The following is a 22,882-nucleotide window of genomic DNA, read 5'->3' on the forward strand; positions in this document are numbered from 1 at the left end:
GCTTACGGGGGCAAGCCGGTTTTTACGGGTGGCACTGGTCGGGGTCAAAAGGCCCAGCGGCCGGGCAAACGATATAAAAAGAACTCCGAGGGGATCGGTCGGTGATTAGTAGCAAACTTGGGAAGCACGTGAATAACCACGTGGTCCGTGGCGGTCGGGTAGTGAAATGGAAAGGGCGTGTCGCAAGCATTGCGCCGTCTGTCTTCCTGGCTTCGGTGTCAGCGGTCGCACTGCCCGGCGGGCTGGCAGTGGCCGAGACTATCTCAACGCCGATAACCACTCCGTTTACGTTCTCAATTGACGAGGACAATTTGATTACGTCAACGGGGGCAGTCGATGTGGGGCTGACAGGCGCTCCTGCGGTTACTGCTGCGCCTGTGTACTCGAGCACATTCACCAATGACGGGTTGATCAATCTCAGTGTTTCCGGCGCAACCCAGGCAACGGCCCTGCATTTCTCGTCCGAGGTGACATCGACCGGACAGGTCATCAACAATGGCACAATTTCCCTGAAGGTTGAGGATTGGATCGTCAGGGAGGCGTATGGCATCTTCTTTAACGATGAGTTGGCGGGATACCTTTCCAACACCGGAACCATTTCGGCTGCCGCAACAGGTACGTCCACTCTCGCCAACGCCTATGGGATTTACGCCGATCAAAGTGTGACGGGCAAAATTGAAAACAGCGGTACAATCGATGCCTCGGCCAAAGGGATTACAGACGCCCACGCTTATGGCATCTTCGTTGATGGCGGCTATACCGGTGATTTTTCGAACTTCAATACGATCACGGTGAGCGCTTCGAATACAAGTGCTTTTAGGGCGATTGCCACCGGGTTCAGTGTCAGCGACGGCATGACCGGGAATATCACGAATACGGGAACGCTGGACGCATTGGCCTCTGGCAATACCACTGCGGATGCGGACGGGTTCGCCATCAACGACGGGCTCAACGGAAGTTTCGAGAATTCCGGCACGATCACCATTGGCGCCGAGAACAATTTATTTGCCGAAGCAGACGCATTCAATGTCAGCGGCGGTATGAACGGGGACATTACGAATTCGGGCACAGTAACGGTTACAGCTGATGGCAAGCGTTCGGCAGACGCTGATGCGTTTTACGTCAGCGGCGGGCTGACCGGCAGTTTCTCGAGTACCAGCACCAGCTCCGTTACCGTTTCGGCCACGGCCCGGGATCGGTCGGCAGACGCAGACGCATTCAATGTCGACGGCGATTTGGATGGGAACATTGCGAATGCTGGCGCCGTGACGGTTACGGCTGATGGCGGGTTTTCAGCAGGCGCGGATGCGTTTGATATCAACGGTCAGCTGACCGGTAATTTCTCGAATACCGGCTCCGTTACCGCTTCGGCCACAGCTCGGGGCCGGTCGGCAGACGCGGGCGCATTCAATGTCGGCGGCGATTTGGATGGGAATATTGCGAATGCTGGTGCCGTGGCGGTTACGGCTGATGGAAGGCTTTCAGCAGACGCGGACGCGTTTCATATCAACGGCCAGTTGACCGGCGATTTTTCGAACTCCGGCACCGGGTCCGTTTCCGTCTCGGCCACAGCCCAGAACCAGTCAGCAGAAGCCGCCGCGCTTTATGTCGGCGGTGGAATGACGGGGAACATCGGCAACAGCGGTACCGTAGGTGTTTTTGGTTCAGGAGACTCGAAGGCGAGCGCCTACGGTTTCTATGTGTCCAACGGGCTCGACGGGAACTTTGATAACTCCGGTACAGTCACCGTAGACAGCGTCAGCAATTCATCCAGCGCAGAGGCTGCTGGCCTTTTCGTTTCCGGCAGGATGCAAGGCGACATCACCAACAGCGGCAGTCTGGATGTGACGGCCACTGGCGACTTAAACGTTGATGCCTATGGATTCGACATTTCCGGCGGGCTGATCGGTGATTTCACGAATGCCGGGTCAGGTTCCATTACCGTATCGGCACTTCACGCCGGAGATTCGGCATTCGCGACCGCATTCTCTCTCAGTGGGAATATGACTGGCACGCTGCAAAACAGCGGTGTTGTACGCGTCGAGGCACTTGGCGCAACGAATGGTTCCGACGCCAACGCTCTTGGTTTTGAGATCACAGGTGCGTTGGACGGAGGTTTTTCGAACTCAGGAACGATCACAATTCACTCGGATTCGAACCGCAGCGGGAATGCGACAGCGGGGGCACTTACTGTCAATGGTTTAGTGACCGGTCACCTTACAAACTCAGGTTCCGTCAGCGTGACAGCGGACGGAGCTTCCAGCGCAGATGCGGGCGGGTTTTCGCTGAAGGGTGGGTTGACCGGTAACTTCGATAATTCCGGAACGATTACCATATTGGCCGACACTCGTGGCCAAGCAGATGCAAGCGCGTTTCATGTCCGCAATGGCATGACCGGGGACATCACAAATTCAAGCGCGGTGGACGTGACGGCTATTGGTCCTAGCGGAGCAGATGCGAACGCCTTTTACGTCAGCGGGGGATTGACCGGCGACTTTTCGAACGCCGGATCTGTCACCGTCTCTTCGGTCGCAGGCAACCGGGGGGCCGAAGCAATTGCCCTTTACGTCTCAGGCGGCATGACCGGGAACATCAAAAATACTGGCACCGTGGATGTATCGGGTTCGGGAGCTTCACAAGCGTCGGCCTATGGGATTTATGTGTCCGGCGCACTTGACGGAAACGTAACCAACTCCGGATCGCTGACAGTCGAATCTGTCAGCAACAGTTCAGATGCGGAAGTCTATGGTGTTTATGTGTCCGACGCGGTGGGTGGGGATATCTTCAACACTGCTACCGTGGTTGTGACGGCCTCGGCCGCAGGAGACGCAAGTGCGATCGCCTTCGGTGCCCCTCGTGGTCTGAACGGAAGTTTCACGAATTCCGGGTCGATTACTGTTGAAGCCATAAGTGTGTCGGAAGACGCCGAAGCGTATATGCTCGATGTTTTGAGCGGTATGACCGGGAGTATTACGAATACCGGCACAATTGATATTCGTGCGAATGCCCTGTCCTCGGCAACCATAACTGCGTTTGATATCAGCGGCGGACTGTCCGGGGATTTTAGCAACTCGGGGACAATCAACGTTGTTGCCAACGGCCAGACCGGAGATGCCGAGGCATACGTACTGGCTGTTTCCTCCGGAATGACGGGCAATATCACCAACAGTGGTATTATGAATGTCGAAGCCTACGGTTCGACATCGGCGACGGCCTATGCGCTTGATATTTCTGGCGACCTGATTGGGGACTTTTCCAATACGGGGACAATCACGGCGACGGCAGATGCAAGTGGAGCTGCCGGAAAAGCCACCGGGATTCGGGTAGATGGTGTGGCTGATGGCGACATCACCAACAGCGGTACGATCTCGGCAAGTGCCGACGCGTTTTCGTCAGCAACGGCCTATGCGGTCCACCTTGACAGCTCTGTGATCGGCAACGTCAAAAATACCGGCAGCCTAACGGCCATTTCGCTTTCTCAAAACATCGGCTTTACCCCGCCGCCATCCCGAAACCCGGCTGCCGCCGCACTTATCATTGACGGCGCCGTTCAGGGAAACATCGAAAACCAGGGCTCAGTCGCAGTCAGCGCCACGGTAACCAACAGCGGCAGTGTTACTGCCTCTGCCTTTTACCTCAAGGATGACCTGAATGGTAGTTTCCAGAACTCAGGCTCAATCTCGGTGTCAGCAAGTGCTGCGAGCCGTGATGCCATGGCTTATGGCCTTTACGTTGGCAACGAGTTGAACGGAGACTTTTCCAACTCCGGTTCGATAAAGGTAACCGCAATGGCGCCGGACGGTGATGCCGAGGCCACTGGTGTGTTCATTAATGACGATGTGAACGGAAACATCTCCAACAGCGGTAGCGTCTCCGCGATGGCTGCAAATGGGACCACCGTACGCGCAACGGGATACCACATCGCTGACACCCTTAAAGGTAGCTTCACCAATTCCGGCTCCATTTCCACCATTGGCACCAATGTAGCCAGTGATGAGGCCGATGTTTTTGGCCTGTATGTCCGTCGCGACGTGATTGGCGATGTTGTCAATTCCGGAACGGTTTTTGCGCGTGCCGACGGATCTTCCGATGCGAACGCGGGCGCATTCTACTTGCGCGAAGACCTGAACGGCAACTTCACCAATTCCGGCTCAATCACTGCTATTGCCAACGATCGAACAGAAGATGCCAAGGCGTATGGCCTGTATGTTGGCGACGATATAACCGGCGATGTTTCGAATTCGGGCTCGATTACGTCCAGCGCTGTCGCCGAAAATCTGGGACTGGCTGCCGGTAGACACGAGGCGTTAGCAGGAGCTGCCGGGTTTTACGTCGACGAGTACTTCAACGGGAATTTCTCGAACTCAGGCTCGATTATCACAACATCACTTTCCGATGACGGTACATCCAATGCCAAAGGATTGGCCTATGCCGATGGTCTTGTCGTCAACGGAAATATGGATGGAAATATCTCCAACAGCGGCACGATCAGTGCCTCGGCCAACGGAGAGTCCACGGTTGGGGCGTCAGGTTTTCACATCAGCGGGCCGTTGGATGGCAGTTTTTCGAATTCAGGCTCGATTTCGGTTAGCGCGGTTTCTCGGTCTGGCGAGGTTGAAGCCTATGGCTTGTATGTCGGCGACGACATGACCGGTGACATTGTCAACAGTGGATCGGTGCATGTGCAAGGCGATGCGGCGACGGACGCAACAGTCGGGGGCTTTTACCTTGACGGTGATCTGAACGGCATGTTCGAAAACTCCGGGACAATTGTGACGGCTATCACCGGCGGCGCAGATTCCGCTGTTGCAACAGGGTTAGTGATACGCGGGAGTCTGGGTGCAGACAGTGGCATTCTCAACACTGGATCAATCATGAGCCGCGTCGAGAACACGAGTGGATTCTACGCCGATGCGACAGGAATCTTTGTTCGCCGCGGCGTTAACTCTGACATTGGCAACACCGGCACCATCGGCGCAGTCGTCACCGGCAGTCGGATCGGTACCGCAGTTGCAACTGGTATCAACATCAATGGCGGCTTAAATGGCACCCTATCCAACAGCGGCGCAATCTCGGCTTCTGTTGATGGGGGATCTTCTGCCTTCGCCAATGGATTGTACTTGAACACAGATTTGGTCGGCGACCTGATCAATTCAGGGTCAATTAACGCAACTGCACAAAGCACTGACAGGGGCATTGGGGCAATTGCCGAAGCTGTAACGATCGAAGGTGCGCTAACTGGCAATGTCGAAAACTCTGGCGCACTCATCGCAATCGCCAATGGCGACGGTACCTTCATGAGCGCGGCGGGTATTCACATTGCTGACGCGCTTGGCGGGGATTTCACCAACAGTGGTACGATCCATACAGTTGCGACGAATGCGCGTTCCAGCGCTGCATCCACCGTCGCAACGGGGGTCTTCATCAGCGAAACATCCGGCGCAATCACCAACAGCGGGACGATCAGCGCGACGGCGTCCGGAGCGGGGGCTGACGCCTTTGGTATCTATATCGAGGATTTCGATGGTGTGATCACGGATGCAGGCACGATCTCGGCCGCGTCCGACAGTGGCGACGCGTATGCCGTCTATCTGGAAGGCGGCAGCGGTACGCTGAATGTTGACACAGAGGATCAGGTGATCGGCACCATGCGGGTCGCAGGGCACGATGTGAATCTGGATGCTCAGGGCGGAAGCAACGTGTTCTTTTTTGAGGACGCAGACACCGACGCTGGCACCTTCACGACGACAGTTTCAGATGATGGCTCTGCCTGGTTTGTCGAGGACGAAGGCGGCTCCAACCCAATCTATGCCAGCGTTGACTCTGCCGATATGTTTATTCCGGGAGACGTTATCGCGACCTACGGCGGCGTCGTCGGTAGCATTGGTCAAACGCTGAGTTACAATACGCCTGCTGAGGTGTCCCGAGGCCTGCTGTCCTTCGGCGACACCGGCTCGGGCTTTGCGCACGCGTTCCGGCCCTTCGTGATGGTGGATGCCGAAGCCAAGCGGTTCGAGCAGGTCCCGGGCGACCACACAGATGTCACCATACTCAACGGCAGCTTCGGTTATTCCGGTCAGCTGGAAAATGGCCTTGCGTTGGCCTTTGGTCTGGGCGTTTTCAATGCGGATGGCGACAGCGACACCACGACGTTCGACACCAATGCTGTCTATTTGGATGTCGCCGTCGGCCGCCAGTTCGGCGCCTACATCGTCGAGGCGGATCTTGGATTCGGCTTCCTGTCCACCGACAAAACGCGCGAGATCACCGGCAGCCCGGATGCGAAAGGGGATTACGACAGCACACTCCTGACCGCACATATCGGTATCGAACGAGCATTCAATGTGGAAGGCAATTATGGGCTGCTGGGCTTTGGCGACCTGCGTTATACCCGTCAGGAGGACGACAGCTATACCGAAACCGGGTCCCTGGCCAACGCGACGGTGGGCAAGGCGACCACCGAAGTGATTGAAGCTCGTCTGGGTATCGAGGCAGAGAAATCGTTAGGCAGAGGCGGCGCGCTGATCGGCCAGTTGAGCGGCGTCATGCGGCGTGACCTCGGCGATGGTTCCACAGATGTGACAATTTTCTCGGACACCAACGCGCTGACATTCCCGGCGACCGATTTCACCGGTGCGAGTGTTTTGGTGGGGTACGAGAAGGACTTTGACACCGGCATAAAGCTGGAGCTGACAGCGGAACAGGAAATCGGCGACGACGCCCAGGGCCCATTCGTGAAAGCAGGCCTGAAGTGGAGGTTCTGATCCGGTAATGCCGGGCGACTGAAGCACCGCAGCCATCGTGCCCGTAATTCAAGGCTCCTGCACAGCTGATTCAACACAGGATCGGCTATCGGCGGGATGAAACATCATCTTCGCCGCTTTGACCGGTGGCTTGTGGGGAGTGTTCGCGGTTGCCAACTGAACTTGCACCTTGGTTAGTTATACTGGTGATTGCAGGTGATACAGTTTTTAACCGTGTCGCCGGGCCCATTTTGGTGAGCCACACAGATACGTCCGGTAAGGTCGAACGGTTTCTAGATGCGATGTCCGTACCCGTCGTTGCGGTGCTTGTCGCATCTATTCTGGCGCAGGCTGAGTGGCGGGAGGGCGGTTCTTTACCGATTTCCGTGGCGGCGCCGGTGATGACAACGGTCTTGCTTTCGTAATCCCACATGATCTTCCCTTTTGATAGATCAGCACCGTCGCTTCTGGAATAGATGACGGGATCAGGTTTTGAAGGATTGGGCGGTCAGCTCTTCGGACGGGTCCCATAGCCGGGTAGAAATCTCGATAGCCCGAAGCAGACTCAAAGTTTCAATTGATAATCGACACTGCGGAAAAAACTCGGATATTTGGTTACGAAAGTCGTAAGAAACCACCGATTTCCAACCCGTGACCAAACGGCAAGTTGCCAATCGCGCGCTGACACCTCAACTTTGTCTCATCACGTGTGAATTTGATTATCCGCACATTAAATTCCGGCAGGAGACGAGACATGATTATTAATGAAATAGTGAAGACTACAGTTCGAGCCAGTATCGTTCTGGTTACTTCTGTTTCGATGGCTTGGGCGTGCACTGGCATCATGCTTACGGGAGACGACGGCAGCATCATACGTGCAAGGACTGCGGAGTGGGGGCCGTTTGATCTTGAGACCAAGATAAACGTCATTCCACGAGGTTACACCTATAATGCCGGTGCGATGCCGGATGGAAAGGAAGGAGCCTCCTGGACCGGTCGCTTTGGCATGGTGGGTATCAGTATGCTGGATCATGGCGCCCCCGCTGATGGGATCAACGAAGCAGGATTGACGGCGGGTTTGTTTTACCTGCCGGGCTTCACAGAATATCAGAAATACCTGCCTGAACTGGCTGACAACACAATCCCTGGAGACTTGCTCGCCAGCTATGTTCTGTCGAAATTCGAAACAGTAGAGGAAGCGCAGGCAGGGCTTGAAAACATTCGTGTCGTTGGAGTTGTAGATGAAACCCTAGGGTTTCCGTTCCCTTTCCACATGCTGGTTGCGGATCGATTTGGCGGGCGGATCGTTGTCGAATACATCGACGGTGAACTAACTGTTTTTGAAGCCCCGCTGGGCGTCATCACCAACTCTCCGAATTATGATTGGCACATGACGAACCTGAACAACTATGTGAACCTGTCGGCTATTAGTCTTCCATCAGTTGAAGCGAGCGGAGTCACGTTTGCCCCACTGGGAGCAGGTAGCGGCATGATAGGCCTGCCCGGCGACTTCACTCCGCCATCGCGCTTTGTCCGTGCGGTTGCGTTCTCACAAACTGCACGCCCAAGCGAAGGAGGTTACGATACAGTGCGTGAAGCATTCCGGATTTTGGATAACTTCAACATTCCGGCGGACGCTGCCGAAGGGGCGCAGAACGATGTCCAATCGGATGATCTACTTTACAGTGCAACACAGATAACGACGGCCAGCGACTCCCAAAACCTTACTTACTACTATCACACGATGTATGACCGAACGGTCCACATGATCGACATGAAACAGATCGATTTCGGTGCAATGGGCGGCGAGATGATCGTTTTTGAAACAAGTGGCAACCGCGAACCTACAATCGTCGATATAACACCAGCAAACTGAAACGGCGATTGCTCGGACGTTCTTGCAACGTATTCCAAAACGTCCGAGCGTCTCTGGGGTATCAGTCAAGATCGCAATACTCACATTAGACGGAAACTCGATCTTCTGGGACAAGCCAAATGGTCAAATTTGACGTCCTGACAAATGGAGTGAATTATTGAGTATTTAGTGAATAGTATTCTGGTTTCATAAATAGGGTTTGGAACGCAGATTAACCGCCATTCTTGCTGCTGATGTAGTAGGCTACTCACGCCTTATGGGGGCTGACGAGAAGCGAATGCTCGCGTCCTTGCGCAGCCTTCGTGCCGAGCTATTCGGGCCAACCGTCGCACGGCAAAGTGGCAAGGTCATCAAAAGCATGGGCGACGGCTGGCTGGTGGTGTTCGAGAGCGCCGTTGACTCGGTCGGCTGTGCTATACAATTGCAGGGCCGCCTAACCGATCACGAATTGATCAAACTTAGAACAGGGGTCCACATTGGTGACGTCACTTTCGAGGACGAAGACATTTTCGGCGATGCCGTGAATGTTGCCGCACGTTTGGAGGAGTTTGCCGAGCCGGGTGGCGTGGCGATTTCCGAGGCGGCTTATGGTAGTCTCGATGGGACGCTGGCACCTTCCTTCGATGACGCAGGCGCCCAGGATTCTAAAAAAATCGAACGAACCGTTCGAGTTTGGAGGCGTACATCGCGCAGTACGAAACCAATCGACAACAGCCGAGTACACCCAGTGAAGCCCGTGAATTCAGTTGTTCAAGCCTGAAAATTGAACCTGTCGCAACCTCGGACAACCGCGGCGAGGTGCGCGAGTTGGCTGATGCCTTGACCGGTGATTTAGGAACCTACCTGTACTCGACTGACCGGCTAGGATCCGCAATAACAGAAAAGAGCGGCCGTCGAGGGTATTCCCTTCGCCTTTTGCTTCGTGCGCGAAATCAACGGTTGAGACTGGAAGCTAGGGCAACCCGTGAGAACGATGAAACGATTTGGACCGAGAAATATGATGGAGATCTATCCAATAGTTTTGAATGGCAAGACATTGTGGGAGAGGATATCGCCAGTCGAGTGCTTGGCCGAATTCGAGATGTAGAAAGACAGCGACTCGCGACCAAGAAAATCGATGAGATGTCATCGGAGGAGTGCCATCTTTGCGGTCTATTGGATTGAAATCTCGCCGATCGGAAAGTAGTCAATCAAGCGCTGGGTTCCTTTCGGGCAATCGTTGAAAAAGATCCGAGTTTTACGTTGGCCCTCAGCATGGCAATCTCGTTTCTCTTTGCCGCTGTTGCCGCTGGCCGACTTCCTTCAGCGCGCGATAGCGGGCTGTGCCTTTGCCGTTTGGGCCTTGGTTCGCGTCGGAGTAGTTACGGCGGAACTGCTTGAGCGCGTGGCCTTCCGGGCAGTTGTATTGATCGTTCTCCGTGTCCCATTCGAAATCGGCTCGCGTCCAGATCCTTTCGTTGTGCCCGGTTTTATCAATGACAGGAATGTGCGGTGCGATCTCGCAGTCAACCAGCCAACCCAGCCTCGGACCGGTCCCATATACTACTTTTACCAGATCCATAGGGGCCGGTAAGGACGCATCGCGACTTTTACGGAGACTTGTGCGAATAGTCGTAAGCGTTGCATCTGACCCCCTAGATAGCCTCTGACGAGCCCGTGCCCAGCAGTTTATGATCCGTCCAAAAGGATACAGGCATCATGAATTCTCAATTTCTAGGTGAGCTCGCCAGTGACCAAAAAATCGAAAAAGTGTTCCACGCCTACGGTTACTCTATTCCCGTTGGGAAAGACGGTCGACGCCTTTGGCCTAAGAGGTTCAAAGATGAAATGGGGCAGCAAATGAAGTCTGGTCGTTTGTCCGTCGGTGAAGTTGCAAAGACTTGTGGTGTCAAACGCGAGACTGTCTCCAGGTGGAAGAAAACGTCCGAGAAAAAAGCGTTGGGTCCGCACTCCACGTTGAAACCCAAATCCAAGCCGTCGTTTGCTGAGATTAAGGTCAGCGCACGTGAGCAAATTGCTCCAGCCGCGTCAGAAAACATCATCTTCAAGCGTGGCGGCTGCGAAGTCCTATTTCCCGCCAGTTACCCACTTGGGAAACTGGCGACACTGATCCGAGCCTTTGAGGGAGACGTATGATTACACCAGCCGGGAATATTAAGTTCTACGTAGCGACCGAACCTGTCGACTTTCGCAAGGGTATGGATGGATTGGCGTCTATTGTGCTGAACGAATTTGATCTCGACCCTTTTAGTGGTGCCGTGTTCATTTTTCGATCAAAACGTGCGGACCGGCTAAAACTCATTGTTTGGGACGGAACCGGGCTCGTGATGACGTACAAACGCATCGAAAGCAAAGGCTTTGTGTGGCCAAGACTTCGAAACGGTATGATGACCTTGAGCAAAGCACAGTTTGAAACGCTTTTTGAAGGCCTTGATTGGAGACGAGTAGTTGGTGCCAGGCCGTTCAAGCCCACTGCTGCATAATTTTAAACTAGGCGCTGGTAATGGGACAAAAGAAGACAGAGCAAATTGGCGAATTGCTCCAAAAATTGCGGGAACTGACAAGTGTTCCCGACGATAACGATATCATTCGTAACGCGCTAGAGTTCCATCTCGCTAGCCTCAATGACAAACAGAGTCTTCTTGAACGAATTCGGCCGATTCTCACGCGAGTTGAGGCACTTGGTGAGTTAGATGAGGACTTTGATCTTAAGGGCTACCTTGACGATATGTGGGACGACAGTTGATTTGGAGTTGTCGCTGTATTGCGCTTTGTTGGCAGTTTATAACCCCTACAAGAACCAAGTTATTTGTTCGCCTCAGTGGGTAGGAATGAATGAATCGATCCATTCACGTTAAAACAGATCAGCCGTGTATCAAGACTTTCGTAGGTGTTGGGACAAATGCCGGACGATGCGCTGGCCTCTGACAAAGCGTATTTCTTGTTGCCAGTGTTTCTTAGAAACGTGTTTTGCCCAAACTCAGACGGCGCTAGGTGCGTTGCCGCGGTTGTGGCCGCACTCTGTCTCGAACCTGCTGATAAATTTCATTCACCCCTGGCATAGCGATCGTCACAGCTAATGCAAAAGATGTGATGTCCGCACCTTCGAAGCCGGTATCAGGCATTCTCACGACCTCAAAATCCACGGTCTCGCTATCTCCAACGACTGCAGCTCGCTCACCAATCCAAGTGCGTGACGCAACAGTTCCTCTACTCATTTGGTTTTGATCTGGCTGTGTTGAGCTGCCGCTAACAGCCAAATCACCCAACCACACCGGTTCAAGTAACTTTAGGCGCACCGCACGATAGGATTGGCGCCCGGAGTTTACAGGCGTCATCCATGCCAAAGTTGCAGACAGATAATGTTCCTTTGCTTGCCCTCCAAAGGCCACAGGTATTGGAACTGCAACAGGTACATTTTGTTCTGATCTGATTTCCCCAACTGTCCAAAATGTGGCTCTATCGGAAGCACATGCTATCGCGTCCTCCATGTTATAGGCTCCATAGCCAAGGAACCTTCTGATATTGTCTTTTTGTTTAGCGTGTTGGCGGCCATCAGCAGGGCCTACGATATCTTTGATCAGCGTTGCTGCAGAAGTTGGCCAAGAAGCAGGGTGAACCATCAACGCCTTTAGAAGTACGGCACGTTGACCACTTGTAAGTCGCAAGAACTCAGACCCATACTCGAACTCAAGCGCGTCGTGAATTCGATGAGCGGTCCGAGACGCCAAAGCAGCGGCGGCGCTTGTGCCGTTCGAAAAACCTTCTTGAGCTTCATTTCCGTGTGCAGGGGGGACAGCTACTTTCAAACCGGCAGCTCTGATTGCTCGTTGAACCGGTTGTACCACCAGATTTTCGCCTGCTCGTACCACGGTTAGGAGCTCTCTCGCACCCGGATACAATATTTCCGGTTTAACCGACTTTGCAAAGCCAGGTCCCAATGCGCTTGACGGATTGGTGATTGAAAGACCTTCGTAAGGATCAATGTTAGAAGCTGCAGCGCGCTTGTAGCTATCTGTGACCCAATCAAAATTGCGAGCACCGATGGTGATACCATTTACAGTCTCGGCTGGCGAAATCAGGCGTCTTTCAGCTTTTAGGTTGTCCAGTGACCGGATGGTTGAAATGGCACGTGCAGACGCTTCCGCGTCTTCAAAGTCCGTTCTGCGAGTAAACCCATCTATTTTGAATAGCATCTGGTACGTTGCCCGCACTTACTACGAATAGAATGCCAAATCGATAAGCAAGCCGGTCAATTAGCCTTGCCCAGGGTGAAAGTGATCCATGAAATGGACGACGCTTATTACCCAACGAGAGGTTAACGATTGTCGTGTGTGGGGCCAACGCCTCCTCGCCCTGCTTCAGTGCGACTATCGCTTGGTATATGACGTCCACAATTAAACGGTTTGGCGGAAATTCATCTCCCTGCCCCATTACAGGAACGGAAATAATCTGCCGTGGAAGATGTTGCTCTTGGTTGTTTCGGCAACCATGAACAATTAGGGAGGCCATGGCTGTCCCGTGTCTACGGTCGGCGACAGGTGTTTGCTCTTCCAGGCTGAAAACATCTTCAGAAATTACGTGCGCAGCCAGTAGTGGGTGGCGTTGAACGGGTACTCCGTCAATAACTGCCAAAATGGGCTCTCCCAAAGCTTGCGGCGCGTTGGTTTCTCCCATTGGAGTAGTCTCTGTCCCCTGATCTTTCGTAGCAAGGCTTTGGGGGCGTATGTGTTGAATTGGTTCGAGGCCTGCAATGCTCTCTTGGCTCAGTTCAACAATTTGTTTAACCGCCCTGATAGGCAGTTCAACCAAGAGGGCGTGATACGCAATCTCTGAGATCTGCGCCCTAGACACGATGATACCACCAAGTGATTCAATTTCTTGAGAAACAAATTGTTCTGCAGAACCGCCGCTCTTTCGAAACACTAGTTCTAACTCTAGCGGAAGCAACTCGTCATCCTGCCGACCAGCGATTTCATCCTTAAGTATATCGCGTTCGGGCTCTGATACTCGATCCATTGGCCCCCAAGCACGTACATCCCGCAAGGTGTCGAAAACTGCTTGCCATGGGCCAAAACCAAGAGCCATTGGCTGTCTTCGCTGCCAGCGCCTCCATAGGCCTTCGACCTGCTTAAGCGCTGCATCGTTCGGCACAACGAGATAAGCGAGTGGGTTTTTGTCGTCCTCGTCCCCCGGGAGTTCCTCTTCGTCGATCAGTTCCAGGCCAGGGACTTTTCGAACTGCATTGACAAAATCTGAAAGGTTTCGCCGAACTTCAAAGACTAAAAGCCTTTCTGGAGCTAGCGCGGTTGGGTCTGAACGAAGTTCTAGACCACCATCAGCGCGGTCCATCAACTCTGCTAAACGGTGAAACTTTGGAGCTATATGTCTTGCTTGCCTCTCCGCGCTAAAACTTGGAGCAGGAGGTTGGTAGCCAGGACTACCTGTTTGTCTTTTTTTGGGTTTTCCTGTTTGCAACCTTAGGAGCGGCTTGCTCGGATCCACTGCCATCAAAATACCTTGGTTTTATTCTACTGGACCATAGATCCAGCTCAATTTTTAATGCGTTGTCTGCAGTTACTTCACCTAATCCTAGTATTTGTCTGCGGCGAACATTTTGACAAAAATCAACTACTTCAGCGAAACTTGCTTCACCGAGCTTCCTTGAGATTGAGGCAGTTGTCAACTTAGGCGTGTCCGGCCAATTTCCAATCAACTGGTCCAAAAAAGCTTTCACCTGTGATTGTGTGGGGGCTGGAAAGCCAGCGCGGACTTGAAAACGCCTCCACACTGCGCGGTCCAGTAGCTCGGCATGGTTTGTTGCCGCAATTGTTACTACGTAACTAGGCAGCTGATCTAGCTGCATCAGCAAAAAAGAAACCACACGTTTGATTTCTCCGGTCTCGTGCGTATCGCCTCTTTCTTTTCCAATAGCATCAAACTCGTCGAAGAATAGTACGCACGGGCGTGTGCGCACGTAGTCGAACAGTTTGCGGAGCCTCGTATTTGTTTCACCTAAGTAGCTACCAATAAGTGCATCGTAGCGAACAATAAAAAAAGGTAACCCGAGCGCTTCAGCTATCGCTTCGGCGTAAGAAGTTTTGCCGTTGCCAGGAGGGCCTGAGAGAAGAACTTTATGCCTGGGTTCAAAACCGTGCGCACGTAGCACATCAGCGCGTATATGTTCTTCAATAAGTTGACGACCGTTCTCCTTTACAGGAAGAGGAAGGATCAACTCTTCGAGTTTGATTCTAGGCTCAAGCTCAAGGATTGCCTCCTTTTCTTCGCCAGAAAGTTGTTTTGAGCTTAGTAGCGCAGGCGAAGCAACAGGGATTGTGGAAAGAGCCTTCTCGATTCTGTCAGCCAGGACGTTATGGTTTTTGGCGCGTTCCTCGGCGATGAGCGCTTCAGTCGTCGAGCGCAGCTTATTCTGATCGCCTGATACTCCAGCGCGAACGAGTGACAAAAGGAGATCGCTGCGTGCCATTTTGGTTACCCCGTTTGCAAGAACATAGACGGTAATGACCGGAATGCTCAATATGATTAGCGAGTAAATCGGAGCACGTTGCTTCCATGCCCCATAGATGCATCTGCGCGAGTAATGTCAATTCAGATTAACCTCATAGTGGAACAAAACGCAAACGAAGGATTGGTCCACACCGGGGTTGAGGCCCGAGCCTGAGAACCCTGCTATGGCACAGACTGTCTCCAAAGTCCCTCGATGAACCAACGGAGTTGCAATGAACAATGCCATAGTCGACAACAAAGAAGGATTGACATTTTCATCGGGTGCGTTCGGTCTAAAGCTGCCCTCGATTGGGGCATTCTGTTGGTCACGTCACCGATCCTGCAGATCCCAACAAAGTGAAATGTCGACTTCTTTAAAGGTAATGTTTTAACCGGCGACTGACAGTCGTTCTGTGCAGTTTGTGTCGACGCGCCACTTGGGAGAAGTTCTTGTCCAATTCGTAGTAAGAGCTGAGCAGTTTCTGATCGGATACACTTTCTGCCGGCTTTCCCCTTTTCAACTGAACTCCAGCGCTACTTAAGATTTGCCTTACCCGTTTGTGACCTAAGCCGTGTATCTGACAGAGCTTTGGAACACTTCCGAACTCTTCATGCTGATCACTCAGCAATCGTTCAAAGCTAAATCCGATGTCTTCCAGAAACTGAAGCATAGCCTTGACGGTCATCTTGGGGCCAATGGTTCTAACGTGCTTTAGTGATCCGGTACGCTCAAGCTCAATTACGATTACGACCGCCTCTAGCGGCACCTGTTGCCCTCCTTCACTCATGTACTTAGAGGGCTCCCCTAAGTGAGCCTCCATAACTTCACGCACTTCAGTTCGCGTTGGGTTTGAACCCATCAGAATTCCTACCATAATCCGTCGGCTTCTTGTCGCATAAATGCTCGAAATTTGGTTCGAGCCAACCAAAGTATAGTTCTCAGAGATTTCCAAGCAAAAATGCGATAAGAATATGAATTTCTTTAGCTTTTAAGTTTGACTGACTTCGCGATGATTCGTAACAAAATGCCGTAGAACAAGAATTCAACACCCTGTAAGTCGAACGAATCCATGAGCAAATTTGCTGCGCTGCGCAAAACCCACTCAGAGTTGTCAGAGGATGACCGCTTAAGATTGGAACGTCATGAATACGTGAAGAGCGGCCTAAGATTGGCAGGCACATCGTTGGCTGCGCTGGGTCGAGAGTTGGGCGTGAAAAACTCCACTATGTCCTCTGTCTCGATGGGGGTGGCTAAATCCAAGCGGATCCAACAGGCCATTGCTGCCGCGCTTTCTGTAAGCGTAGTTGAGCTATGGCCTGAGTTCTTTTCCGAGCCTGACGATGCCGGAGGTCCAAAATGAGCAACTGATTTCGATAAACAGGGCTCTGAAATGATCGAGGCCCGGCAGATTTAGCACCCCGCCAGACCTCGAAATCGTTGATCACGATCTAGCATCTTCATCCCATTCCAATCCCCAAAAGTCAAGCAGTGCACCCGATTTGCAGGGTGCACACGGAAAAATTGTGCCCAAAGCACTGAAAGGGATGAAAGTGCAGGAAATTCAAACCTGGAGCTCGCAGCTTGCGAGCCACCCGGAGCTGTTCGTGTCAGCTCTGGCGTTGGAAATCGCTGCGGCCGATCTTCGCCGTGATGCCGAATTCGAAAACAAGCTCGTTGAGCATGAAGCGAGACTATCCACGGCCAGCGCCAAGGAGAAAGTTCTAAAAGCTGAAAACCGCAGGTTAAAGGCAGCGAACACCAAGTTCAGAAGCATGCTGTTTGGACCTTCAAGCGAGAAAGATGACGGGGCATCGGATGAGGACGGCGATCCTGATGTTGCGGAGAAGGATGAAGAATCCGAAGGCAAGCCGCCAACGAAATCTGGCGGCGATGCGGCAGAGCAAGCTAAGAAATCAAAGAAACCACGCGGAAAACGTGGACGGCAAAAGCTTGACGTGCCTGATTTTTTGCGTCGTGTTCCGAAGACTATCGAACCCGACGGTGGCTCCCTATGCGAATGCGGTGGTTCGATGCGCAAAATCGGCGAAGAGACTACCGAGCGCTTGGGATACAAACCCTCTGAAGTCTTCGTGATTGAAGAAAGCCGCCCAAAATATGTGTGCCGTTGTTGTGACAGGTTCCGCCAGGCGAAAGCCACACCTCGTATATTTGAGTCCTCGAAATATGATGACAGCCTCGTCGCTGGGATTCTTGTCGGCAAATTTGCGGATTTCTTACCGAACTATCGTCAGCAGCAGATATTTCTGAGATCTGGTGTTCAAATCGCGGACTCAACGATGTCACGCTTGACGACTCGAGCAGTTGAAGCGCTCCAACCTGTGTATGACCTGCTTAAAGAAGATCTCCTGTCGAGCTCAAAGCTCTTCATGGATGAAACACGAATACCGCAATTGTTGCCCGGCAACGGAAAGACAAAGACCTGCTGGGCTTGGGCGCTTTGCCGTGATGACCGTCGCTGGCTGGGCAATGAACATCCAGGAGTCATTTTTGAATACCGGCAGACTAGGGGTGGTAACGAAGCAGAAGAAATCCTGGATGGCTTTTCTGGTTGCCTGCAAGTGGATGGATTCAGCGCATATCATCGGTTAGCGTCTGACCATCGTAAAGGAGGACCGCTTGTTCTAGCCAATTGCTGGGCGCATGTGCGTAGAAAGTTCTTTGACGTCCGCAAAGCGACTGGTTCGCCAGAGGCGCACAAGATCATTGCAATGATCAGAGCGCTTTACAGAATTGAACGACGCGTCAAGGAAAATCCCGCTGAGTACCGTTTGCAAATACGCAAAGAACGTAGCGCAAAAATAGTGGATCGTATCGAGCGAACACTGAGACAACTCAAACCAACAGTCGCAGGTAAATCCACGCTGGCTGGTGCGATAAACTATACACTCAAGCTTTTCCCTGGGCTTTGCGAGTTTCTGCGGGATGGTCGGGTGGAACTGGATAACAATCCAGTCGAAAACGTCATCCGCCCGATCGCGCTTCTTCGCAAGAATGCGCTATTTGCTGGCTCGGAAACTGGAGGCAACAATTGGGCGGTCATTGCCAGCCTGATCGAAACCTGTAAGCTCAACAACGTGGAGCCTTATGCATATTTCACCTGGGTGTTTGAGCAGATGGCCAGGAAACTGCCGCGAGCGGAATATCGAAAATTGTTACCTTGGAACTACCCACGCGGTCGCAAAACAAAAAAATAAAAGAGTCCTAGGCATTTTGATCTCGCGCTAAACCTGTCCGACACATGCCGGACAGGCAATTCGCTATGGAGCGAAAGGTATTTCTCTTTCCGCCATCAACTTGAGTGTACTGTGAGCCCTTAGCGGCCATTACTCGCCATTTGAATTCTACAGGTGTTATTGGTAAGCTGCCGCCCGAAGCAGACATGCCTAATCCATAGACCGGGCGGGAAGTCGAACTGCCCTGTGGGATCACGAGTTCCCGCTTTCGCGCGTCATAGAGTTCACTAGGGCGACATCTTTGAGACGAATAACCCAATATAGTGAAAACACTGCGCGGTGTGCTTGACGCCAACTAACTCCGGTAGAGATTCACTCTTATGTCGTTGGAAAAGAAGCTGCCTTCGCTCCATGACGAGATTATGTCTCTTGAATCGAGCCATTTAACCAAGTCTTGATTATCGGGATTGTTCTCCAACCTTGGGATGCCGTAACCCGTTTTTATCTCGGAAAATGGCCTCGGTAATTTAGACAAGACTTGACGCACCTCATCATTTGTCATGAAAGAATGACATTTGTTGAAGAGTGATATTTTCGTCGCTATGGGGCTAGTTTGCTCTACCAAGGATTGTGCAATTGTCCCATCAAGGTTGAATGTTTTTACGTCAGCGTCGTTGATTATGGGACCAATGAGTGCTGATCGCTCGGGGAGACCTGCGAGCGCCGTCAGGTCCATCAATTTTACTATCTCTTGCTTGGCTACGTTTTCAATTCTTGACCGAAGAAGATTTTCTCGGAAATCGTCGTCGAGCGAAAAGCTGTCTGGATCAGCCAAATATGCGTCGATATTGGTGGCGACGAAAAGTACTTGTAGGTCTCTATGTTCAGAAAGCGCTTCCAAAATGTCAGTAGTAAAGGTGATTTTTTCTTCATCTATTAGGATTCTAAGCTTGGATGGCTCAAGGCCTTCAGGAAGAAACTTAAATTGATTGGGCAGTGAGTGAACGTATTCTTTGTATGCCGCATCAGACAATGAGCCTGCCTGAACGAGGAAAAGACGCAGCTTCTTTGAGTCCGAGTCGTCCGGTATTGGATGTTTCAATATAGATGAGCGGACATCGTCTTGATTAAGATACTCGACCAAGATTTTCGCTTCGAACCCTTCGCCTCCCATGAAAGTAAGGCAATTCACCCAAGATGGTTCGATAGCGAGCAACTTGAAAAGCATTGTGTGCAACTTCACCGGTACGTCTTCTAGGGATGGCAGCAGAGTAGTCTGCCTTTCAAGAAATTCTCGAAGAACATCTTGTTCGACGGCTTCCCGGCGAACTACGTCAAGAATGGCCGACGCATCCTCCTTTGAGTTTTCGGGAAGCTCCAAGAGGATATTACGCAAGTAGAGATCAAAATCTTGCTCAACCCGCTTCACTAAGGTTGGGTCGTTCGTGGAACGAATCGTAGTGTAATTTTTCTCGCGCAGTGCCTTGAGATCGTTCTCGCCCAAAACCGAAGTGTAAGCGTATTCCAAATTCGCGATCGTGAGTTCGTACCTACCTTTTTCAAACATGAGGCGTACTAGTTCAGGATGCTCCCTGATTGCGGCTAAATCTCTTACCTCGAAGCCAAGGCATTGAAGGCGTTCCGGAGCCAATTCAGGTGAGTGTGCCAAGATCGCTGGGAGGTTTTCTGAAACAAATTCCGGTAGCTCATCAAAGTTCTGTGCGAGCGACTCAAGAGCGCTGTTAGGTAGTTCCGCGATCAATTGAGTTACATGGGAGATTTTCTTCGGACTAGCAATAGCGGCTGGGACGAACCCCTTCCAAGCGTCGACCAATCCCGAAATTAGTCCCCCAACATGGCTGCCGCTGGCATAATAGGCTTCGAAAAATCCTTCACAGCTTTCGAACTCGGATGAGAGAAACTCAAAAAGTTTCTGAACTTGTTCCGGATGGCGGCTCCGATCACTCATCAGGCTATCGACGAGCTTGACGTTCAGAACATAGCTTTGCCGGAAGTCCTCTTCTCGCATTGCCGCAATGACCTCACTGGGATTGTCAATCGGAAACCCTGGCTCAGGCGTTACGAAGGCCCTAATTTGGATCAGAAACTTGTTGTCGTTGGGCGACAAGCGACCCGAGTGAAAGAGTGAAGTGTACTGGTAGTAGGTATCGTCGAGATGGCCTTCCAAGACCAGAAACCGGGCGAGTTCTCCATTCTCCCCGAAACCTTCGAAAAGGTCCCGCACACGGGTAGCGTTCAATCGCACAAGCTCGTTAAGCTTAGTCGTGCGAAGTGTTGCAATCTTTGAACGTAGATCACGAATCTGGCTCAGACTCTTGTTCATGTTTTCGGCTGACTTGCTATTAATTTCTTCCTTGCGCTGAAGGTAGGATTTCTGAGGGTTCACTCCGTTTTGAAGGTCTGAAATGTCGTGATGGTGATTGGTGTTATTCCGCATTTTGCATGCGACGTTCGTTTGTTCGATTAACTGCTCGAATTCTTTGTGGTCGACCAACTTGGCTGGCGAGATTTGCGTTTGCCAATTTGAACCGACACTAGCGACATTTTCTGGAAGCCGCTCAATGAGCGCCATAGCATAAATCTGGCGAAGCTCTTTCAAGTCCGAAGGGGTTTGAGCCTCAGCGATCCGAATTTCTTGTTCGAGCTCAGCAATCTCAGCCCGGCACATTGCCTCTCCGTGTGCTATGAGCTCGTCTCGGCGGCTTAAAATCCCAGCCAGGTTGCCCGCACCTCGGTGTAACTGCTCAAAGTCTCTTGGATAAACATTTTTGTATATTAAGATCGCAAGAAGTTTGTTCGCATCGAGTTCGTCTGCTTCCAGATTGGCGACATAAATAGCATACTCATTGAAAATGTTCTGTATCAACCGTAGGTCGTTCAAGTATCTAGAGACTTCTCTCAGGAACTGCCGATCAAGTCGCTCGTCGAGTTCTAGCCTCCTTCCTTGTTCCAAGACCATGTCAATCGAGTTTGATGTGTTGATAATGGGAATAACGGGTATGATGAATTCGAAGAACTTAGTTCGATCCGTGTTTTCGAACATGTCGTCGCGCAAAGCGTAGAGAAATCTTATGGTGCGCTTCACACCTGCGTTTTCGTTCACAAGCTTGTTTATTTCGCGCAGTGTCGTAAAAATCTCTGCGTCATTAAATCGATCTAGATCCTCTATGACCACCAGATCGTAGTCGGTTGATTGAAAAAAGTAGATTATTTCATCCAAGTGACGGTTCAATATGGACTCTTGATCGTCGGCAGCAGGACGTATCTCTATGTCTTTCAACGAAACACTCTTGAGTGATACCCCAAAGCTCGCGACGTAAAAGTGGTGCAGCGTCATCCAGAGAAAAACGGACGCAATAGCAAAAATACCCAAATTTATCCAATTGCTTAGCGCGAATGGAACGAAGAAAGATCCACTAAGTACGCTTTCGCGGTAATGAAAAACGTACCATAGTGAACTGATACCAAGAGCTATGATTAGTGATGTAATGACCGACCATGCACCTGGTGATTGAATTCTCTTGAAGCGCGACAGAGGCAGCTTGTTTGCGTCGGCCCCATAAAGCATTTGCTGGAGGATGCTTCTTTCAATCTCTTGACGCGTCACTTCTTTGCGGCCCACACCTTCGTCCGGAACGAACGCGGCGAGAGAAATATGCAAAGCCCGTGGTTGATGCTTGGTCAAGTAAGACTGGATTACGCTGCTTTTACCAGATCCATATGGGCCGGTAAGTGCAATATTTTTGACCTTATCGTCGCTAGTAGCAAAATGAAGCGCTTCGGAATAAACACCGGCTTCGTCGGCCTTGTCGGTTGGAGCTAGGTTCACAAATTTCGATTGAGTTTCACCGGAAAGGCCTACCCGTTCTAAAATGGCCGCGAAATCAATGAGTCTCCTAGCAATCCAGTGCGCTAGGGCGATAAAAAATGTCTTCATGGAAGATCAAGTAGCACAGCCTTGGCGAGACGAAAACACGGGAAAGGCCCGCGACAGCGAATGTCTTTAAACGGACCGTCGCTCCTTTTTAATCCCACGATGTTCAGGATTGAATGGGCTAGGGTAGCGTCGAAGCGGACGTTTCGAAAAATGTGGCTGAATGGCTGGTTAGGGACGGCAGTCGAATTTTGTTAAGTCCGGTTTCTGTACAAATCTGCCGTCTGCAACGCTACGTACTACGTAAGCGGCGAAGGTCTGCTTAGTGGCCCTTACCACCCAAGGTCTTCAATTCAACTAATTTCAGCAAAGTACGAGCCAGCTCTCTGGACAACGGCTTCTGGCGGCTCCAACAGGTACATCTTGCGCGGAACGCATTTATCAGCGCTTCTTAGTGGCGCGCAGCGCCACCATAAGCGTTGTAAGTCAGATCGGAAAGAAGTCAGATTGGGGTGCGCTTGCAATGCTTACGAATAGTCTCTGTTGGGCGTTCACCATAGGGCATAGGGTATGCGCATCCGCTTGTTTCCAGAGTGCTTCCGGTGGGGGTGTCGTAAATAGCAACACCGCCGTGAGTCGGCGCGTAACGTGTTGTTTTTGTGTTGG

General features: G+C 51.8%; 14 protein-coding genes and 1 pseudogene. 9 read left to right on the forward strand and 6 right to left on the reverse strand.

Annotated features, from left to right (window positions below):
- Nucleotides 1-101: 101 nt before the first annotated feature.
- From ACR0K5_RS05680 to ACR0K5_RS05695, 4 genes are all read left to right on the forward strand, one after another.
- A complete protein-coding gene (locus tag ACR0K5_RS05680) occupies nt 102-6,764 on the forward strand; it encodes a hypothetical protein (RefSeq protein ID WP_480628726.1) in 6,663 nt (2,220 codons plus the stop codon).
- Between the two features lie 125 nt (nt 6,765-6,889).
- Nucleotides 6,890-7,168: an AzlD domain-containing protein gene (locus ACR0K5_RS05685; RefSeq protein ID WP_480628727.1), complete on the forward strand. Its 279-nt coding sequence runs from the start codon at nt 6,890-6,892 to the stop codon at nt 7,166-7,168.
- 329 nt (nt 7,169-7,497) lie between these two features.
- On the forward strand, nt 7,498-8,619 hold the full coding sequence (locus tag ACR0K5_RS05690; protein ID WP_480628728.1) for a linear amide C-N hydrolase: 1,122 nt from the start codon (nt 7,498-7,500) through the stop codon (nt 8,617-8,619).
- A 199-nt stretch (nt 8,620-8,818) separates the two neighbouring features.
- Nucleotides 8,819-9,379 carry an adenylate/guanylate cyclase domain-containing protein gene (locus ACR0K5_RS05695; protein ID WP_480628729.1) on the forward strand — a complete coding sequence of 187 codons (561 nt, stop codon included), beginning with the start codon at nt 8,819-8,821 and terminating at the stop codon, nt 9,377-9,379.
- A 540-nt stretch (nt 9,380-9,919) separates the two neighbouring features.
- On the opposite strand, the pseudogene ACR0K5_RS05700 reads toward ACR0K5_RS05695, so the two are convergent.
- A pseudogene (locus tag ACR0K5_RS05700) lies at nt 9,920-10,159 on the reverse strand (IS5/IS1182 family transposase); the annotation flags it as partial.
- 158 nt (nt 10,160-10,317) lie between these two features.
- On the opposite strand from ACR0K5_RS05700, the gene ACR0K5_RS05705 reads away from it, so the two are divergent.
- Genes ACR0K5_RS05705 through ACR0K5_RS05715 form a run of 3 tightly spaced genes read left to right on the forward strand, consistent with a single transcriptional unit; the run spans nt 10,318 to nt 11,365 of the window.
- Nucleotides 10,318-10,755, forward strand: a complete 438-nt coding sequence (locus ACR0K5_RS05705) for a transposase (protein WP_480628730.1) — start codon at nt 10,318-10,320, stop codon at nt 10,753-10,755.
- Nucleotides 10,752-11,102, forward strand: a complete 351-nt coding sequence (gene tnpB / locus ACR0K5_RS05710; protein ID WP_480628731.1) for an IS66 family insertion sequence element accessory protein TnpB — start codon at nt 10,752-10,754, stop codon at nt 11,100-11,102. The genes ACR0K5_RS05705 and tnpB overlap by 4 nt, the downstream gene beginning before the upstream one ends.
- Nucleotides 11,103-11,122: 20 nt before the next feature.
- Nucleotides 11,123-11,365, forward strand: coding sequence for a hypothetical protein (locus ACR0K5_RS05715; RefSeq protein WP_480628732.1), 243 nt, complete (start codon nt 11,123-11,125; stop codon nt 11,363-11,365).
- A 244-nt stretch (nt 11,366-11,609) separates the two neighbouring features.
- On the opposite strand, the gene ACR0K5_RS05720 is transcribed toward ACR0K5_RS05715, so the two are convergent.
- From ACR0K5_RS05720 to ACR0K5_RS05735, 4 genes are all read right to left on the reverse strand, one after another.
- On the reverse strand, nt 11,610-12,815 hold the full coding sequence (locus ACR0K5_RS05720; RefSeq protein ID WP_480628733.1) for a S8/S53 family peptidase: 1,206 nt from the start codon (nt 12,813-12,815) through the stop codon (nt 11,610-11,612).
- The gene (locus tag ACR0K5_RS05725) at nt 12,772-13,971 is read right to left on the reverse strand and encodes a S8 family serine peptidase (RefSeq protein ID WP_480628734.1); all 1,200 of its coding nucleotides are present in this window, start codon (nt 13,969-13,971) and stop codon (nt 12,772-12,774) included. The genes ACR0K5_RS05720 and ACR0K5_RS05725 overlap by 44 nt, the downstream gene beginning before the upstream one ends.
- 88 nt (nt 13,972-14,059) lie before the next feature.
- A complete protein-coding gene (locus ACR0K5_RS05730; RefSeq protein WP_480628735.1) occupies nt 14,060-15,106 on the reverse strand; it encodes an AAA family ATPase in 1,047 nt (348 codons plus the stop codon).
- 394 nt (nt 15,107-15,500) lie between these two features.
- Nucleotides 15,501-16,001, reverse strand: a complete 501-nt coding sequence (locus ACR0K5_RS05735; protein ID WP_480628736.1) for a hypothetical protein — start codon at nt 15,999-16,001, stop codon at nt 15,501-15,503.
- A 195-nt stretch (nt 16,002-16,196) separates the two neighbouring features.
- Between ACR0K5_RS05735 and ACR0K5_RS05740 the strand changes: the two genes are divergently transcribed.
- Entirely contained in the window at nt 16,197-16,487 is a 291-nt protein-coding gene (locus tag ACR0K5_RS05740) for a helix-turn-helix domain-containing protein (protein WP_480628737.1), read from the forward strand.
- A 163-nt stretch (nt 16,488-16,650) separates the two neighbouring features.
- Nucleotides 16,651-18,342 carry an IS66 family transposase gene (gene tnpC, locus ACR0K5_RS05745; protein WP_480628738.1) on the forward strand — a complete coding sequence of 564 codons (1,692 nt, stop codon included), beginning with the start codon at nt 16,651-16,653 and terminating at the stop codon, nt 18,340-18,342.
- Between the two features lie 334 nt (nt 18,343-18,676).
- On the opposite strand, the gene ACR0K5_RS05750 is transcribed toward tnpC, so the two are convergent.
- Complete coding sequence (locus tag ACR0K5_RS05750; protein ID WP_480628739.1) at nt 18,677-22,279, reverse strand: YobI family P-loop NTPase; 3,603 nt, start codon at nt 22,277-22,279, stop codon at nt 18,677-18,679.
- Nucleotides 22,280-22,882 lie beyond the last annotated feature (603 nt).

This window comes from Ruegeria sp. AB9 (assembly GCF_056542585.1).